At 38.7% G+C, this 16668-nt stretch carries 17 protein-coding genes; 2 read left to right on the top strand and 15 right to left on the bottom strand.

Annotated features, from left to right (window positions below):
• Positions 1-187: 187 nt before the first annotated feature.
• From yabG to metG, 6 genes are all read right to left on the bottom strand, one after another.
• On the bottom strand, positions 188-1072 hold the full coding sequence (gene yabG, locus V7164_RS10065; RefSeq protein WP_335345273.1) for a sporulation peptidase YabG: 885 nt from the start codon (positions 1070-1072) through the stop codon (positions 188-190).
• 413 nt (positions 1073-1485) lie between these two features.
• Complete coding sequence (gene rsmA / locus V7164_RS10060) at positions 1486-2364, bottom strand: 16S rRNA (adenine(1518)-N(6)/adenine(1519)-N(6))-dimethyltransferase RsmA (protein ID WP_335345272.1); 879 nt, start codon at positions 2362-2364, stop codon at positions 1486-1488.
• Positions 2357-2917: a ribonuclease M5 gene (gene rnmV, locus V7164_RS10055; RefSeq protein WP_335345271.1), complete on the bottom strand. Its 561-nt coding sequence runs from the start codon at positions 2915-2917 to the stop codon at positions 2357-2359. The genes rsmA and rnmV overlap by 8 nt, the downstream gene beginning before the upstream one ends.
• Before the next feature lie 208 nt (positions 2918-3125).
• Positions 3126-4310: a ubiquitin-like domain-containing protein gene (locus tag V7164_RS10050; RefSeq protein ID WP_335354019.1), complete on the bottom strand. Its 1185-nt coding sequence runs from the start codon at positions 4308-4310 to the stop codon at positions 3126-3128.
• A gap of 262 nt (positions 4311-4572) precedes the next feature.
• The gene (locus V7164_RS10045; RefSeq protein ID WP_335345269.1) at positions 4573-5340 is read right to left on the bottom strand and encodes a TatD family hydrolase; all 768 of its coding nucleotides are present in this window, start codon (positions 5338-5340) and stop codon (positions 4573-4575) included.
• A gap of 263 nt (positions 5341-5603) precedes the next feature.
• A complete protein-coding gene (gene metG, locus V7164_RS10040; protein WP_335354030.1) occupies positions 5604-7559 on the bottom strand; it encodes a methionine--tRNA ligase in 1956 nt (651 codons plus the stop codon).
• A 581-nt stretch (positions 7560-8140) separates the two neighbouring features.
• Between metG and V7164_RS10035 the strand changes: the two genes are divergently transcribed.
• Positions 8141-8425 carry an AbrB/MazE/SpoVT family DNA-binding domain-containing protein gene (locus V7164_RS10035; protein ID WP_066301993.1) on the top strand — a complete coding sequence of 95 codons (285 nt, stop codon included), beginning with the start codon at positions 8141-8143 and terminating at the stop codon, positions 8423-8425.
• Between the two features lie 37 nt (positions 8426-8462).
• Here V7164_RS10035 and rsmI read toward each other — a convergent pair whose 3' ends face one another.
• The 9 genes from rsmI to V7164_RS09990 all read right to left on the bottom strand — a co-directional run bounded on the left by rsmI (position 8463) and on the right by V7164_RS09990 (position 15694).
• Complete coding sequence (gene rsmI, locus V7164_RS10030; RefSeq protein WP_335354018.1) at positions 8463-9356, bottom strand: 16S rRNA (cytidine(1402)-2'-O)-methyltransferase; 894 nt, start codon at positions 9354-9356, stop codon at positions 8463-8465.
• A 146-nt stretch (positions 9357-9502) separates the two neighbouring features.
• Entirely contained in the window at positions 9503-9775 is a 273-nt protein-coding gene (locus V7164_RS10025) for a GIY-YIG nuclease family protein (protein WP_335345267.1), read from the bottom strand.
• Positions 9765-10505 carry a tRNA1(Val) (adenine(37)-N6)-methyltransferase gene (locus tag V7164_RS10020; RefSeq protein ID WP_335345266.1) on the bottom strand — a complete coding sequence of 247 codons (741 nt, stop codon included), beginning with the start codon at positions 10503-10505 and terminating at the stop codon, positions 9765-9767. Before V7164_RS10020 ends, V7164_RS10025 begins: the two co-directional genes overlap by 11 nt.
• 146 nt (positions 10506-10651) lie before the next feature.
• Positions 10652-11026 (bottom strand): DNA replication initiation control protein YabA, encoded by a 375-nt coding sequence (gene yabA / locus V7164_RS10015; RefSeq protein ID WP_335345265.1) that lies wholly within the window; start codon positions 11024-11026, stop codon positions 10652-10654.
• 13 nt (positions 11027-11039) lie between these two features.
• Complete coding sequence (locus V7164_RS10010) at positions 11040-11867, bottom strand: PSP1 domain-containing protein (RefSeq protein WP_066302014.1); 828 nt, start codon at positions 11865-11867, stop codon at positions 11040-11042.
• On the bottom strand, positions 11860-12867 hold the full coding sequence (gene holB, locus V7164_RS10005; protein ID WP_335345264.1) for a DNA polymerase III subunit delta': 1008 nt from the start codon (positions 12865-12867) through the stop codon (positions 11860-11862). Before holB ends, V7164_RS10010 begins: the two co-directional genes overlap by 8 nt.
• A gap of 37 nt (positions 12868-12904) precedes the next feature.
• The gene (locus V7164_RS10000) at positions 12905-13234 is read right to left on the bottom strand and encodes a cyclic-di-AMP receptor (protein WP_335345263.1); all 330 of its coding nucleotides are present in this window, start codon (positions 13232-13234) and stop codon (positions 12905-12907) included.
• Positions 13235-13391: 157 nt separating this feature from the next.
• On the bottom strand, positions 13392-14030 hold the full coding sequence (tmk, locus tag V7164_RS09995; protein WP_335345262.1) for a dTMP kinase: 639 nt from the start codon (positions 14028-14030) through the stop codon (positions 13392-13394).
• Between the two features lie 227 nt (positions 14031-14257).
• On the bottom strand, positions 14258-15694 hold the full coding sequence (locus tag V7164_RS09990) for an aminotransferase class I/II-fold pyridoxal phosphate-dependent enzyme (protein WP_335345261.1): 1437 nt from the start codon (positions 15692-15694) through the stop codon (positions 14258-14260).
• A gap of 227 nt (positions 15695-15921) precedes the next feature.
• Between V7164_RS09990 and V7164_RS09985 the strand changes: the two genes are divergently transcribed.
• Complete coding sequence (locus tag V7164_RS09985; RefSeq protein ID WP_335345260.1) at positions 15922-16125, top strand: sigma factor G inhibitor Gin; 204 nt, start codon at positions 15922-15924, stop codon at positions 16123-16125.
• Positions 16126-16668 lie beyond the last annotated feature (543 nt).

The following is a 16668-nucleotide window of genomic DNA, read 5'->3' as shown; positions in this document are numbered from 1 at the left end:
AATAAAAATATAAATTATAACAGTCTTTAAAAAAGATTGTCAATATATTTTCGTCCACAATTTCTTCTATTTTTCAACATTTTTAGCTTATCCTTATTCATCTTAGAATATGTACGCTATTTCCAAAGAAATATGCCAACTTTTTCTACAAAAAAACAAACCGCCTCGAGTAAGAACGGTTTATCATTTAGGACTCATTATGATGTTCACTATTAAATGGCATTCCTGTTCTCAAAACTCCTTTTGTTTCTATTCCGCCCAGGCCCTTTTCTCCTGTTAGTGTATTTCGTAAAACATCCCATACATTTATTCGCTCCATAAAAGGAGTAAAACTAACTTTTGCCACTATATATACCGGATCTAGCGCATGTATATTCACTCTATAAGGGGAGCTGGCAAAATTAGCGCCTGCTAGGATGATGGATTCAAAATGAGACTGGCATGCGCCTGCAAAAATGACTAGCTGATCTAAATGAGGGACCTTCTTTCTTGCTTCTCTAACCGTTTGTGCAAATTGTTTAGAATGGCGATAGGCGTTAATATCTGATTTTTTCCCCTTTGCCTTTGAATAGGCATCATGGCCGGTGACCACAAGAATATCTGGTCTATAGTAGTCAATAAGCTGCCCAATCCTCAGCGGCATTTCCTTTTCATTGCAATGAATGCCCGTCACTGGGACACCTATTTTTTCATATAAATTTAAGCATTTTTCTAAATAAGCCGGATCCCCATCAAGGTGAAGGACTCTTCCAGGCATTTGAAAATAGCTCAATGATTTGCTGTAGCCGTCTGTGGCTTCATACTCTTGTTTTTGCTTGATCAGCTCGACATCCTGACGGAATAGCTGGAGAGACTGCTCTTCCATGGAATGATACTCCTCAGCAATCTTTGCCCTTGTCGATGGACTAATTGTAATTAAGTCCTCAATAGGCGCGTCTGCAATTAGCCGAATGTCTTCCCCATAAAGGATGGCATATTTTTGCCCATTCTGTTCCCGAAAATCGATGACCCGAAACAGAATATCACAATGGTAAGAAACCCTCCCGACAATATCCATAATGTTTATGTTCAACTAAAGTCACTCCAATTAGCCCCATCAAGCCTACATATGGCATCGAAAAGCTGCCATTTCAGGAGGGCCTTCTAAAGAATATAGTCTAGTTCTCTCATAAATTATGCATCGGTTTAAAAACATGTGCTGTATTTATCTATAAATAAAGTTTTTAACGCTCACTATGAGTTGTTCATGACACGTGTTTTCTGTAGGCGTGCCTTAATCCCTTACCATGAGAGGTCCATGACAAGCGTTTTCAGCAAAAGGGGTTTTTACCCTCGGCATGAGCCGTCCATGACACTCGTTTTCAGCTGAAGGCCATTCAAACCCTCGCCATGACCCGTTCATAACACGATTTTTTGGCAGAAGAACCTCCTAACGCTCACCATAAGCTATTCATTCCATAGAAAAAGGCTCACACATGGTGAGCCTTAAGAAAATATTGCAGCTAATTTGTCACTTAACCGGGCAAACTCCTCAATAGATAAGGTTTCCCCTCTACGGCCAGGCTCGATTTCTGCTTGCTCTAATGCAGCAAGAATGTCTTCCTTCTTTTGTTTCCCATCCGGCAAATAACTTGTTAAGTTATTTAATAAGGTTTTCCGCCTTTGCGCAAAGCTGGCCCTAATAATTTGAAAAAAGAATTCCTCATTCTGGACGGAAACAGCCGGTTTCTCCCTTTTCGTTAAACGAATAACAGCTGAATCGACATTCGGCTGAGGAATAAATACGGTTTTTGGAACAATCATAACCGTCTCAGCCTCTGTATAGTATTGAATCGCGATGGAAAGGGAACCGTAATCTTTTGTTCCCGGCTTAGCAGAAATTCGATCTGCCACCTCTTTCTGAAGCATACAAACAATTCCCCTGATTGGCAGTTTGTCCTCAAGCAGCTTCATAATAATCGGAGTTGTTACGTAATAGGGGAGATTGGCAACAACCATAATATCGTCCATCCCCGCTAATTCTGTTTCAATCATTCCTCTAACATCCGCTTTCAGTACATCCTCATGAATGATCTTTGTATTCGGATAAGGAGAAAGGGTTTCTTGTAAAATCGGCAAAAGCCGCTGGTCAATTTCAAAGGCCACTACCTTTTTGCTTCTTTTCGCCAGCTGTTCTGTTAAAGCGCCAATCCCAGGGCCAATTTCAATCGCTGCTGATTTTTCCGTTAACTCGGCATGATCCACAATTCTTCTGAGAATATTAGTATCAATTAAAAAGTTTTGTCCTAAGCTCTTTTTAAAAGAAAATCCGTATTTTTCAAGTATGGCACGGGTTCTTACCGGGGTCGCTATATCTTTATGCATGTTCTTCCTCCTGACGGATCGCTTGGATGGCAACCGCAAACTCTTCTTTGCTAATTTGAAACATCATTAAACTTTTATGTAGCTGCTTTCCATTTGTAAATCCAATTTTTAAAAGCCTACCTAGCTTCTCTCTTCTTTCCCTTGCTCCGGAGCCGCCAATTAGGCCTGCAGCAAGTAAATCCTCTTGAGTGATGACCTCCTCCACCTCTTCATGCATGAGGTGTGCCTCGCGAAGAGCTTGCCGAATCATCTCGGGAGAAGCATGTTCGACACCAACACCCTTCCCGTATTTATGTAGAGCATCCTTTTTATCGATAAATGCATGCTTACAGCCAGGGACATGTTCTTTAATTGTATTGCGGATTTTTTTCCCCGGATAATCAGGATCAGTAAATACAATGACCCCTCTTGTCTCTTGAGCAAGCTTTATCTTTTCTAATGTTTCATCATTAATGGCAGAACCATTTGTTTCAATCGTATCCGCATCGAGTGCGTTTTTAATCGCAGTCGTATCATCCTTTCCTTCGACCACGATGATTTCCCTAATCTTCATAAATCCTCCTGTTATCTTGCTCTGTATTTCATTAGAGACATTTAAAATAAAAATAAAATATTTGAGAAAAAATTGAAACATTTTTGTAACCTTATTCGTCTGTATATATGATTGGTTAAATAATGATTTTAATTATATATGAAAAGTCGAAAGAAAGAAAAAAAGAAAAAATGCAGAGGATTTAGGGGTCCCCTGCACTTTCAAAAAATTAATTTAGGATTCTAATTTTTACTGTTCTGCGTCCCCAGCGATAAGCTTCTCCCTTTGTAGCAAAGAACACATCGATTTTGTTTCCTTTAATGGCAGAACCGGTATCTGCAGCGATCGCATACCCGTAGCCCTCTACATAAACTTTCGTGCCTAAAGGAATAACTCTAGGATCTACTGCAATCACTTTCGCATCGGGATTTGCACGCAGATTAATGCCTGTCGCGGTTTTGCCTGAGCAACCGTTACAATGAGCCGTATATGCGGTCGAGGACACATAGATTTCCTTCCCGCCTGTTTCGCCGCGGGATGCAACCACATTAACAGCTAACGGCTTCGTACCAACAGCAACCACTTTATCCTGTTTTTCCTGAACGGTTTTCTCGTTTAATAATTTTCTTGAAACTTCCTTGCCATTTTCTAATACAACTTCATATTCCTTCGTTAATAAGCCCTCTTTGCCTTGATTAACGACTTTCTGGGAACCTTTATCCAGGCTGCTGTCCTTCTTCGTTACAACAGCAAATTTAATTGGTTCTTCCACAACATCGGTGACTTTTTCTACTCGAATGATTTGAATGGTGTCGTCTTTTTTGACAACCGTATCCGCTTTGGGTTCAATACGATCTAGTTCGTTTAGCGTAATCCCCTGCTGTGATAAAAAGTCAGCGACCGTAGTCGAAGTGGACCAAACCTGTTGCTCTTTCCCGCCATCCGACAATGTTAATGCAAAAGCTTTATTGACAACTATTTCAAGTTTATTTTTAATTGGCTCTTCGAGATTTGGCTGAACCTTATCATGATCAGTTATCGTAATCTCCTGTTCTTTCAAAAGCTCTTCTACTGTTTTGGACACTGTCCAAATCGTTTTCTTCTCGTTGTCTTTCACAATGTGAACCTGTTTTGCCGGCTCCCAAACAATCTCTAAATTGTTTTTCACCTTCGTGTCAAGGGATAACGACACATAGTCCTCTTTGCGTAAAGAAATGTCTAAATCATTAAAAAGTTCTTGAATTGTTCCCGCATGTGTTTTAATGACCTTTTCCTGACCGTCTAATGTCATTGCCACCGTTTTCTTTGTTGATTCGAATATAAAGAAGCCTAAAGCAGCTGCAAAAACTATGAAACTAGTAGTAATAATGACAATTCTCTTCTTACTCAAAGACTCGGAAAACAGGTTTTTCATGTTTTGAAATACGATGAAAAACGCCTCCTTTTCTCTCGGAGTGATTATATAGACTATCTTACAGTTTTGTCAACTCTCTTTCACTTTCCTTATTTTAGCACCACCCTCTCCTAAACGTATTTCCTATTATGCAAAATCTTTTTGAGAAAGGAAAGAGAGACTTATCGACATGGTTATCCTATGATGGGACAAGGAAATGTAGAACTTTTTGGAACTAGGAAAAAAAAGGACAAGTACCCTAGAATATCGACAAAATTCTTTATCAAATTATGCCGAATATTTTTTTAGCATTCTCTGTTGTTATTCTGGCTACTTCTTCCACTGAGACATTTTTAATTTCAGCAATTTGTTCTGCCACCAGTTTTACATAGCTAGGCTCGTTCCGCTTGCCGCGATAAGGATGAGGGGCTAAATACGGGCAGTCAGTCTCGATTAATAGCTTGTCCATTGGGATGACTTCCGCTACTTCCTTCGGTTTCTTCGCATTTTTAAAGGTAACAGGCCCTCCAAGTGAAATATAGAAATTCATTTCAACACATTCTTTGGCCGTTTCCGGGCTGCCGCTAAAGCAATGCATGATTCCTCCGACTTCCCCTGCTCCCTCTTCCTTCAAAATGGATACAATATCAGCAGTTGCATCCCGATTATGAATGATAATCGGCAGCTTTACCTTTTTTGCCAGCTGAATTTGCTTTCTAAAAACCGCCTTCTGAATGTCCTTTGGAGACTTATCCCAATAATAATCGAGCCCCATTTCACCAAGTGCTACTACCTTCGGGTGGCTAGAGAGCTCCTCAATCCATTGGAGATCCTCATCAGTCATATCAATGGCATCAACCGGGTGCCAGCCTACACTTGCGTAAATAAATTCATATTGCTCTGTCAGTTCCATCGCCTTTTCAATGGTTGGACGATCAAAGCCAACAACGACAATGCGGGTAACTCCTTCTTCCAATGCTCTGTCAATAACCTCTCTTAGATCATCATTATATTGTTCGGCATTTAAATGTGCGTGGGTGTCGAAAAACATCAAAAATTCCCCTTTTTACATAAATTATATTTCAGTAACATTTCTTTCATATATGTAACAATTGATACAATCAGCGGGTAGTTTTCCAAATATAGTATTGCCATTTTTTACTCATTATTGAAAAATAACAAAATCCTCTTTTTTACGTTCTTATCATTGATATTATCGTTAATTATGTGAATAAATATTATTTTATAAAAGAAAAACATAGAAATGTTTTACGTCTAATGTTACACGTGAAACATTTCTATGTTATAAAACATTTATTTTACTCTTGCACCTAATGGAAGCGACTCAGCAATGGTTGCTAGTGAAAGTTCTCCATCCTTGCTTCCGGCAAGGATCATTCCTTCTGAAAGCTCTCCACGAAGCTTAACAGGCTTTAAATTCGTAACGCAAATAAGTTTCCTGCCAATAAGGTCCTCTGGTTTGTAAAATTGAGCAATTCCAGAAACGACTTGCCGCTTTTCATAACCTAAATCTAGCTGAAGCTTAAGCAGCTTATCTGCCTTTTTTACTGGCTCTGCATGAATAACCTGTGCTACCCGCAAGTCAACCTTCATAAAGTCATCAATAGTGATTTCTTCACTGTCAGGCTTTTCCTCTTGTTTCACTTCTTCCACTTTTGGTGCTGATCCTTGCATTTTTGTTTTGATATATTCTACCTCTTCATTTAAATCAAGACGAGGGAAAATAGGGTCTCCTTTGGCGATTTTTGTCCCTTCAGGAATTAAACCAAATCCTTCTAAGCTCTCCCAAGCCGTAAAGCTGTCTCCATTTACATTCAGTTGCGCAAATATTTCCTTTGGCGCTCTTGTTAAGAACGGCTGTATAAGAATGGCAATTCTTCTTAAGGACTCTGCTAAATGTGCCATTACACTTTCAAGTTCAGCAGTCTTTGCCTCATCCTTTGCCAGTGTCCATGGCTGTGTTTCATCGATATATTTATTGGATTTGCTGACTAATTGCCAAATGGTCGATAAAGCTACGGAAAACTCCATATTCTCCATTGCCTCTTCATATTTCTTAACCGTTTCCTTATTTGCTTGAAGCAATGACTGATCATACTCACTATTTGAGCCATTATATTTTGGAATAACCCCGCCAAAATACTTATCTACCATTGCCAGCGTCCGATTTAACAAGTTTCCTAAATCATTCGCAAGATCAAAATTAATTCTTTCTACGAAGCCTTCCGGTGTAAACACACCGTCCGATCCAAATGGAACTTCACGCAATAAATAATAACGCAATGCATCTAAACCATAACGGTCAATTAAGGTGACAGGGTCCACTACATTTCCTTTAGATTTGGACATTTTGCCATCCTTCATTAATAACCAGCCATGGGCAAACACTTTTTTAGGTAGGGGCAAATCTAAAGCCATCAGCATAATTGGCCAATAAATCGTATGGAAACGAACAATTTCTTTTCCTACCAAATGCACGTCTGCCGGCCAGAAGTTTTCGTATTTGGAAGGATCCTCTGTTCCGTAGCCTAAAGCTGTAATATAGTTCGATAAGGCATCGATCCACACATAAATGACATGCTTTGGATTGCCTGGAACCTCAATTCCCCAATTAAAGGTTGTTCTAGAAACAGCAAGATCTTCTAATCCTGGCTTAATAAAGTTGTTAATCATCTCATTTTTACGAGATTCAGGCTGAATAAACGAAGGATTCTCCTCGTAATATTGCAGCAGTCTATCAGCATATTTACTTACCTTAAAGAAATATGATTCTTCCTTTACTTTGTTAACGGGTCTTCCGCAGTCCGGACAGTTCCCATCTTTCAGCTGGCGCTCTGTGAAATACGATTCGCATGGTGTACAATACCATCCTTCATATTCCCCAAGATAAATATCTCCTTGCTCTAATAATTGAGCAAAGATCTTTTGAACAACTTCCTTATGGCGATCCTGTGTTGTGCGAATGAAATCATCATAGGATATATCAAGCTTTTTCCAAAGCACTTGAATTCCTTCGACAATTTCATCTACATAGCTTTGGGATGTAACCCCTTTTTCCTCCGCTTTTTCCTGGATCTTTTGACCATGCTCATCCGTACCAGTCAAATACATGACATCAAATCCGCGCAAACGCTTGTAGCGAGCCATTGCATCGCCAGCTACCGTTGTATAGGCGTGGCCTATATGTAAATTTCCGCTTGGATAATAAATAGGTGTAGTAAGATAAAACGTTTTTTTACCTCCCACAATATCCCCTCCTTTTTAGCTAAAAAATCCCGACCTTACAATGGACGAGATTAAACTGTAATACGTGCCAAATATAGGCTTCTTATATTAATTAGAACCTATGTGAGCAAACCGACTCATTAAGTCAGCATAACCTCTTATACCATCAAAATATACCTAATATTTAGTATTTGTGCAACAAATATAGATAAGCTAGAGCCCTAAAAACTGTGAGAGTTATATATTTTGCTTCAACTGAAATGAACACTGCCTAACTAAATAAATTATTTATTTTTTTATCCCAATAAATATAAATCTCCACTCGTATATTATTATGTTGAATTCTGTAAGTACTGTTGATATTTGTCGAATATTATTTTTTTGATAATAATAAAATAATATATCTAAAGAGTTAAAATATTTACTAAACCACCATTAAAATTTGCTGTTATGTCAGTAAACCTTGATGTAATAACCTTTATTGGATAAGGTAAAAACTTCTAATTAAATTAAAAATAAAGTAATTGACGTATTTGGGAAANNATATTGGCGAAAGAACTATAAATAGAAAAATATTTTTTAAGATTTGGGAGGAGAATTTTTATATGAAATCTACAGGTATTGTTCGTAAAGTTGATGAACTAGGTCGCGTGGTTATTCCTATCGAGTTAAGACGTACATTGGATATTGCTGAAAAGGATGCTTTAGAAATCTACGTAGACGATGATCGTATTATCCTTAAAAAGTACAAGCCAAATATGACTTGCCTAGTAACTGGGGAAGTTTCTGACGATAACATCCAATTAGCTAATGGAAAATTAATTGTTAGCCGTGAGGGTGCTGAACAATTATTAAGTGAAATTCAAAACAGATTTGAACTTGTAAAATAATAAAAAGAAGCTTCTCTGCATAGAGAAGCTTCTTTTTTTACTCTTCGTTATCATTTGATTTAACATGAAAGGCATGGTAAACCTCTTTCTTATTCATGCCTCTGTCGGCTGCTGTTTGCTTTATCGCATCTTTACTATTCATTCCGCTATCATTCATATAATGTTCCACATGAGCTTCAATGGATAAATCCTCCCACCAAATTTCTCCCTCTTCTTGCTCTTTCTCTGATGAACCCTCAAGGATCAGAACAAATTCTCCTCTAATTTCTTCAGATGTGGCCCAATCTAATACCTCTTTCACAGTCCCGCGAATAAACTCCTCAAACTTCTTTGTCAATTCGCGGCAAAGAACAATCTTTCTATTCCCCATTTGCTCTTCAATAAGTGTAAGCGTTTCTTTCAAACGATGTGGGGCTTCGTAAAGAATCGTAGTGGCGGAAATTTTCGAAAGCTCCTCAAGTTCTTTTCTTTTGGTTTTCTTTTTCCGGTCTAAAAATCCATAGAAATAGAAAGGCTGCGGATTAAGTCCTGATGCAATGAGTGCAGTTAAAGCGGCATTCGCACCTGGAAGCGGAACGACCGTTAATTTTTCAGCGGCTGCAGCGGTGACCAGCTCGTAGCCGGGATCAGAAATCGTTGGCATCCCTGCATCACTCACAAGAGCAATCTTCGCTCCGTCTGCTAATTTCTCTAATAATTTCTCCCCGCTCACCGCTTTATTATGTTCATGATAGCTGATGATCGGCGTATCTATTTCAAAATAATTGCATAGCTTCTTCGTATTTCTTGTATCCTCAGCAGCAATAAAATCTGCTTCCTTCATAATACGAATAGCCCGAAAGCTCATATCCTCTAAATTCCCAATGGGGGTCGGAACTAAATACAGGATTCCCTTACTGTCTTCCTTATCAAAGCTTTTTTGCTGCCACATATGTACCACCCGTCTCAACGAAATGCGGAAGCGCCTTGATCACCCCCGACAAGCACAAGACGAGCCTCACGGAAAGGTGTTTTTTACCTTTCTGGGAGGATTGGCTTGTGACCTCGAGGGGGTAGGCGCTGGAGCTAGACATTTCTCTAACTTCCGAAGTTGTTTTCTTTATTTTTAATTATAAATTCTTCTTTCTTTTTCTTCGGCCATTGCTTAAATTCATATTCTGCCTTTAAGGCATCACTTTTATTATCGTACGCTTTTGAGAATACAAGCTTGACCGGTCCTCTTCCCCTTGTATATTTTGCCCCTTTTCCCTCATTGTGAAGCTTTATCCGCTTTTCTAAATTATTCGTGTAGCCTGCATACAACGTATAATCCCTGCACTGCAGCACATAGAAAAGATGATTATTCTCCATATAAAATCTTCCTTATTTCAGGGGTATATTCATTATTATCCTGATAGACAATTAATGGGGGCAAGATTTTTAAATCTGGACTGCCGTATTTAGTTGCTTCTATTAATAATGTATTTGCTTCCTTTCCTTGCTTCGGATAAACAAATTGGACCTTTTTTGGTTCCAATTTATATTTTCTCATAAGTGTTACAATATCTAAGAGCCTTCCCGGCCGATGAACAAATGCTACCTTTCCGCCCTGCTTGACTAAGTCGCTTGAAGCCTTTATCGCATCCTCCAGTGTACAGAGAATTTCATGGCGGGCAATGGCTAAATGCTCGTTCTCATTGATTTCTTCCGATGAGGGAGTAGGAAAATAAGGTGGGTTACAAGTAACAACATCAAACTTTCCAAATCCAAGCTCCTTTGTCATCTCCTTAATATCCCCATGTATCATCTGAAGCCGATCTTCCAATTGATTATATTCGATGCTTCTCTTTGCCATATCAAAAAGCCGTTCCTGAATTTCAACCCCTACAATGGAGCCTTTTGATCTCATGCTCAAAAATAACGGAATCACACCGTTTCCACTGCATAGATCGATTAACCGACCCTTTTGAATCGGCACATGAACAAACCTGGCAAGTAAAACGGCGTCAAGTGAAAAGGAGAACACCGTCGGGCTTTGAATAATACGCAAATTTTCCGCAAGCAAATAATCTAAACGCTCGTCTCCTTTTAAAATATCCATTCTCTTTCCTCCATATTATTTAAAATGCGTTGATGCTCCACCTAAAAGGTAACGCTTTTACTCGTGCGATGATGATGCTGCCGAAACGTCCCTTGTGAAGCTAACATGTAAAAAATAGCCTTCCCATTAAGAGGAAGGCCAAAAAATTATTTCTTATTAAGAAAAGATAAGCAAAACAGGCAATCTCCTTCTTTTCGCGGGCTTCCAAAATGGAGGTTACATATGTGAAAACCTTCTTGATAAAGACGGGCAAGATTATCGTAGCCTTCTCCAATATCAGCTGTTTTGTAATCAGCGGAATCCACTGGCGATGTGGCTGTCGTCCCTTTTTTTACTGTCGTCTTTCCTTTATCTGTCGTTAATTCCAAACGGCGTCTTAAATGCTCGTTCTCCAGCTTTAAAGCATTATTCTCTTCTAGTATTTCTGCCAAATGCTGCTTTAACTCACCTAGCTGTTGATATAACTGTCCAATTTGGGCTTCCATATTACTTACTGAATCAAAGATTTCTTTTTTATCCACGTATTCCACCTCATTAATCTGTGGATTGAACTGATACAGCACCCTGTTTTACTAATTCTTCTAAAGTATACTCAAGCACGCGTTCAGCAGCAGTTACATCCACTTGCAGCACCCGTTCTAAAATATTTAATCCTACTACTTTGCCAGGACCTTCAGGTGTTTGAATCCACTCACCAAGGTCAGGAAGCTGGGCTTTTGCTTCCTCATATTCATCATTTTCATATTTCAAACAGCACATCAGACGTCCGCATAGGCCTGATATTTTCGTTGGGTTCAAGGAGAGATTCTGGTCCTTTGCCATCTTAATGGAGACTGGATCAAAGTCGCCTAGAAAAGTAGAACAGCATAGCATTCTTCCACAAGGGCCAATGCCGCCTAACATTTTTGCTTCATCCCTAACGCCTATTTGACGCAATTCTATTCTTGTACGGAAAATCGCTGCAAGATCCTTTACAAGCTCCCGGAAGTCTACTCTTCCATCAGCCGTAAAGTAAAAGATGACTTTATTTCGGTCAAATGTATATTCAACATCAACTAGTTTCATATCTAAATGATGAGTACTTACTTTTTCACTGCAAACCTCATAAGCTTCTTTTGCAGCCTGCTTATTTTCTTCGACAATCATTTTATCCTTTTGATCCGCGATTCGCAGAACCTTTTTTAAGGGCAGAACCACATCATGCTCATCCACTTTTTTCGGTGGAACGACAACCTTGCCATATTCCACACCACGGACTGTTTCAACAATGACAAAGTCATCCCTTTCTATCTCTAGCCCGCCGGGATCAAAATAATATATCTTGCCCGCTTTTTTAAAGCGGACTCCTACTACATCATACAAATGAAGACCCCTCCTGCAATTTCAACACAAGCTGTTCCATTAACAGCTGCGGATTCATATTTGCATGCAATTTCCTCTTTGCTTCCAAAATTGCTGTCATCTGCTCCGATACTTGTCTGCTAGAGGAATGCAACGCAAACTGTTCTAAACGTGCTTTCTCATTTAGATAGACAATTTGACCTTCCTTGCCGAGCTGTATATATAGTAAATCCTTAAAGATTAGAAGTAATAAATCAAGACCTATATCTAACTGTTCTTTCTCTTTAAAATGCTTAAACCAATCATCCTGGAGAGCTACCATCGCCTCTAAAGGACTTTTCTTAAGCACTTCATATAATTTTAACACTATTTTTTGTGCTTGTACAAACCAATCATTCTGACTATACTCAATTGCCTCATCTATATTATTGGTAAGTTGGGCAATTAATGGGGCCAACAGTGGCGATACTCCATTTAATTTAAGATTTTCAATCATTTTTTCAGGTGATAACGTCTGAAAGGAAATAGTTTGACAGCGAGAAAGAATAGTAGGAAGTATTTTCTGTGCCTGCTCTGTCATTAAAATCGCCATTGTATGAGGATGTGGTTCTTCAAGAAACTTCAACAAACTATTGGCAGCATTTACCGTCATTCGATCAGCATGAACTATCATATATAATTTCTTCCTAGATTCAACACCTGTTTTCGAAAATTCCTCTTGAAGAGTCTGGATTTGAGCCTTCTTAATGGACAGACCATCTGGTTCAACAAGATGAACATCAGGGTGATTCCCATTGTTAATTCTTTTGCAATTTACACAATCCTCACAAGGCATATAGCCTTGAATGGGTGAGTGGCAAAAAACACTTTTGGCTAAAAGACTCCCGGCATCCCGTTTGCCAGTCCCTTTCATCCCTTCAAACAAATAAGCGTGGGCAAGCCTATCCTTTAAGATGCTATTTTTAAACATTTTCAAAACAACAGGCTGAATGCTTTCTAGGTCTTCCCACGTTTTGACCACTGTCATCACCACTTTAATTCTTTATAATAAAATTCTATTAAAACTGCTGGAATTTTTCAATTGGCAGTACAAAGACGGTTGCTCCTCCGACCTCGACCTCAACTGGATATGGAACATATGAATCTGCATTTCCTCCCATTGGAGAGATAGGGGCCACTAGCTGGTCTCTTGATTTGCAATTTTCTTTAATAATTTGCAATGCCCTGTCAACACGAATATCCTCTGTTCCGATCATGAAGGTTGTATTCCCTGATTTTAGAAAGCCGCCAGTACTTGCAAGCTTTGTTGCCCGGAAATTATTATTTACCAATGCATTCATTAATTTATTGCTGTCTTGATCTTGAATAACCGCTAATATTAGTTTCATACTCTCATCCCCTTTCATTTGTTCCACTTTTCTAAAATTGCCTTACTACATTCATTATAGCAATTTTTTAAAGAACTAACATGTTTTATCCATATTGACTAAACTTTGAGGTACAAAAAAGAGGGTGATACACATGTAAATAGTCACCCTCCTTCATTTATTCTTCCCTATGGATTATCTCTTTTATCTTTTCTTCAGCTGCCTTATACACCATTTCGATTGATTGGGAAGCATCTATCTTATAAATCCGTTCAGGATAACTATTTATTAGCTTATAATAACCCTCGCGTACTTTGTGGTGAAATTCTAAGTTCTCAAGATCTAGACGATTTACTTCCCGTTCCTTATGCCGGTTGATTCTTTCAAGACCTTCCTCTGGTTCAATGTCAAAATAGAACGTTATTTGCGGCATCATTCCTTCGATGGCAAATTGATTAATTGAAAACACTTCATCCATTCCTAATCCTCTAGCATAGCCTTGATAGGCTAGGGAGCTATCAATAAATCGATCGCATAAAACAACATAACCTTTTTCAAGAGCTGGAATGACTTTTTCAACAAGATGCTGCCTTCGTGCCGCCGCATACAATAAGGCCTCGGTACGGGGATCCATTTTTGTATTGTTCTTGTCCAGAATGACATTTCGAATTTGCTCAGCAATATCAATCCCACCTGGCTCTCTCGTTTGCATAACCTGATAGCCTTCTGCTTCTAATCTTGAGCCAAGCATGTTAATGATGGTTGTTTTCCCAGCTCCATCAGGGCCCTCCATTGTTATAAAAATACCTTTTTTCAAATCGCTAACCTCCAAGATGATTCAATCATAATATAATCAATTTCGCCTCGGCGAAATTGCGCCCAGATTTTTATCGAGCTTGCTCGATAATTTCCTCTAAAAAATCTGAGGCATCCGCCGGAGGCTTAACTTCATTCAGCGGAAGTAATACCCCCAATGAATTTGATACCTTTTTTCATTCTTCTCCCACTTATAGAAGTGGAAAACTTCAGCTGAATGAAGTTAAATTATTCGGGAAATATGTCTATTCTTCCAGATTTCAAGCTATCTCCGCCTTGAAATCTGGCACCTGTTTTCAGCAGTAATTTAATAAAATCTATATCTTCCGTTTGAATTTTTTCCCCAGGAAATAATAGTGGGATACCAGGAGGATAAGGAATAAGCAATTGCGCACCTATTTTACCGACTGCCTCTTCCAAGGGGATAGATTGGCTTGTGAGGCTTGCCATCTGCTTCACATTCAAGCTCAGCTTTGAAATTCTCGGTTTACCAAAGCTGCTTATTATATTGTCCCTCTGTGTATTTGGGATAGATTGAAGAGCTGTCTCAAAACGCCTAATTATCTCTTCAATAGAAAAATCCAAATCCTTTTTTAATAAAGGAAAAACAAGCAGTACATTATAGGGGTCAGCCATTTCAGCATAAATTCCTGTACCTTCGAGCAATCTTTGCAAATCATATCCACTCAATGATGTGGTGGATTGAATCGTTATTTTGAGCGGATCTCCTTTGCCATTTCGATAATCTAGTACTTGAATGCCCCTTATTTGCTGCAATCTCCTTCTAAATTCAGTTATCTTTTGAAAAAGATCGTTCATATCCTCATTTGAATAAGTAGCCAAATAGTGCCTCGCCATATCTAATGACGCCATAATGGGATAAGAGGGGCTGCTTGATTGCAGGATTTGAAGATAGTCACTGACTTTTCTTTCTGAAAGAATTTCACTATTAAAATGAAGATAAGCCCCCATTGTCATTGCAGGAAGTGTTTTATGAGCTGACTGAACAACTATATCAGCCTTTAATTGCACAGCTGACCGTGGGAATATTTCGTTTCCTGCAAAATGGGCACCATGTGCCTCATCAATTAAAACGGGAATCCCTTTAGAATGAGAATATTGAATGATTTCCTCTATATCATTGGCCATCCCATAGTAATTTGGATATGTAAGAATAATGGCCTTAGCCTCCGGATACTCATCCACAGCCATTTTTACTGTTTGAAGAGATACCCCTCCTGCGACACCCCATTCCTCATCAAAATCAGGACCTAGAAAAACAGGATGGGCCTTCATAAGCTGTACCCCATTTAAAACTGACTTGTGGCAATTTCTTTGGACAAGCACGGTATCATGTTCTGCGATCGCAGCCATGATCATCGCCAAATTTCCAACAGTTGAGCCATTCACTAAGAAAAAGCTTCTTTTCGTTCCATAAAAATGGGCAAGCAGCTCTTCAGCTTCTAAAATAATCCCTTCTGGAGAGTGAAGATCATCCAATCCATTAAGCTCTGTTGCATCAAGCTTTAATAATTCCTGAAAATACCCCTTTGCTTCATCAGGAAGAAGGCCTCCATATTTATGTCCAGGAACATGAAAGGAAACAGGGCTACGTTCAATATGTGCTTTTAAAGCGTCAAATATAGGCATTTTATTTTGATTCATATATCATCACCAAATATATTGTTAATCATCCCATCTATTTTACCAAATAGAAGTGAACTGCGATACTTTCTAATACAAAAGCCAATGGGAAAGAATTGAGTAAGACATACAACCAAATTCATCTTTTAACATACATTAGTAAACAAGTAATCTTTTTAATCGAATTTTCAAAGGATTGTATACAATGCGGTAAATTAGGACAGAATTGGTGTATGGAGGTGGAGTTATTGAGTTCGCTATTAGCAAAGAAGCATATAGGGGAAGAGTGTGTCATTTGCGAGCAAACAAAATTAAGAGGCATACATCTATACACTTCTTTTATCTGTACAGATTGCGAAAGTGATTTAATTTCTACAGATACAAGTAATCCAAAATATAAATATTATTTAAAACAGCTAAAAAAAGTCACAAATCCAGAAATACTTTCATAATGTAGGCTCCATTTGGGGCTTTTTATTTTGGTTTTATATCTCTGCGATTTTCAAACCTTCCGGAGCCGGGAAAAATCATCGGCAATTTTTATTTGTAACACATATTCGCTGAACCTCTTATGGTGAGCGTTTTTGAGGGAGCCTTAACAAAATGCGTCCCATGAACCTTTTATAGTGAGCGTTTTCGGTGAGTTCTTAGCAAAATGTGTTCCATGAAGCACTCATAGCGATCATTTTTGATGGATTCTTATGAAAAAGCGTTCCATGGACCTTCCTTATCTACCTTGACCTTTACTTTTCTTCACGAAGGGCGTTTTGAACGGTGCTTAACTACCTTCGGGCCCTATTTTTCTTCGTGAAGGGTGTTTTAAACTTCTCTTTACTACCTTTGACCTTTACTTTTCTGCGTGAAAGGCGTTTTGAACCTCTCTTAATTACAATCAGCTTAAAATTTTCTTCCGAAAGAGCGTCATAATCGTTTTTAGCAACAACAAAAAAAGACATCTATATGATGTCCTTTACTTTTGCCTAGCGACGTCCTAC

It is taken from the genome of Bacillus sp. JJ1474, assembly GCF_036965225.1.
GTDB lineage: Bacteria > Bacillota > Bacilli > Bacillales > Cytobacillaceae > Cytobacillus.
The sequence above is the reverse complement of the archived record's forward strand: the minus strand, read 5'-3'. Positions and strand labels throughout refer to the sequence as shown.